The organism is Paenibacillus sp. P4_A7 (assembly GCF_056402455.1).
In genome coordinates this window covers 1-1045 of record NZ_JBFUHJ010000819.1, presented here as the reverse complement: position 1 = coordinate 1045, position 1045 = coordinate 1, and the positions used below count along the sequence as shown (strand labels likewise).

General features: G+C 46.6%; 1 protein-coding gene. It reads right to left on the bottom strand.

Annotated elements, in window-relative coordinates:
- A partial coding sequence (locus AC1DWN_RS34250; protein ID WP_477563266.1) for a phosphate/phosphite/phosphonate ABC transporter substrate-binding protein occupies positions 1-803 on the bottom strand: 803 nt, incomplete at its 3' end.
- Between the last annotated feature and the right edge of the window lie 242 nt (positions 804-1045).

Genomic DNA, 1045 nt, shown 5'->3' with positions numbered 1-1045 from the left:
AGCTTGTCGAAGGGCTGCTCCGCCTTTTCTTTCACCTTGTACAATGCACCTGGACGATTCGCTTCACCCTCGGCCAGCTCGACATAGTTGCCGACGCATGTGTCACAGAAAGCCGCAATATCCGCTTTCTTTGTCAGCAGATTGACTGCGGATCCTTGATGAGAGCCGCCATATACGACATCCTTGAAAAACTGGCCGCTTCCGCCCTCCATCAGGTCTTCGACCTTCAAGTCTTTATAGGCGTCCTGTTTGGAGAATTGCGAGACAATCGCATTCGAAGGCACTTTGAAGCCCGAGGTCGAGCTGTTAGAAACAAATGAGAAACGTTTACCGGCAATATTGGCGATCGAGTACGTATCCTGTTCCTTGTATTGCGCTTCGTCTTCTTGTCTCACCGCAAACCAGCCATAGTAGCTGGCATCGTCCAGCGTACCCGATTCACCGGAGTTCACGACGAGCGGAACCAGATTGTCGTTCTTCTTCTTGGCTTCGACGTACGAGGTCGCGCCCATRTAKGCAATATCCGCACTGCCGTTGGTCAGCGCTTCAATCGAAATAATATAATCTGTYGTGGTGAAGTGCTCCACTTTCTTACCCGTCGCTTCCTCGATCATCTTGCTGATCGCGTCGCGCGTTTCCTGCAAGTCCCCACTTGATTCGTTCGGCTGCCAAGCGATTGTAATCGTCTGCTTGGAATCACCTTTTCCTTTGTTGCTGCTGCCGTTCTTAGCACCGGAGTCATTCGAGCATGCTGAGAGCAGCAGGACAAGAATAAGACTCGCGAATAGTATTCTCCGTTTCATTGGATCACCTGTTCTTTCTTTTTATTGGAATCGTGTCAGTCTGGCCGCTTAAGGACGGACAGCCTAGCCGTTCTACCACTAATATTAACGTTGTATTGTAAGGTCAAAATCAATTACAACTTAAGAAATTGTAATGAGATCATTTATTTGCCTTCGACATTCCAACTTGATTACAAATCTAGCTATTTATTTGTTTCGAGTTTAATAATTCGAGAACAAATGTAATTATTTATCTTATTAAA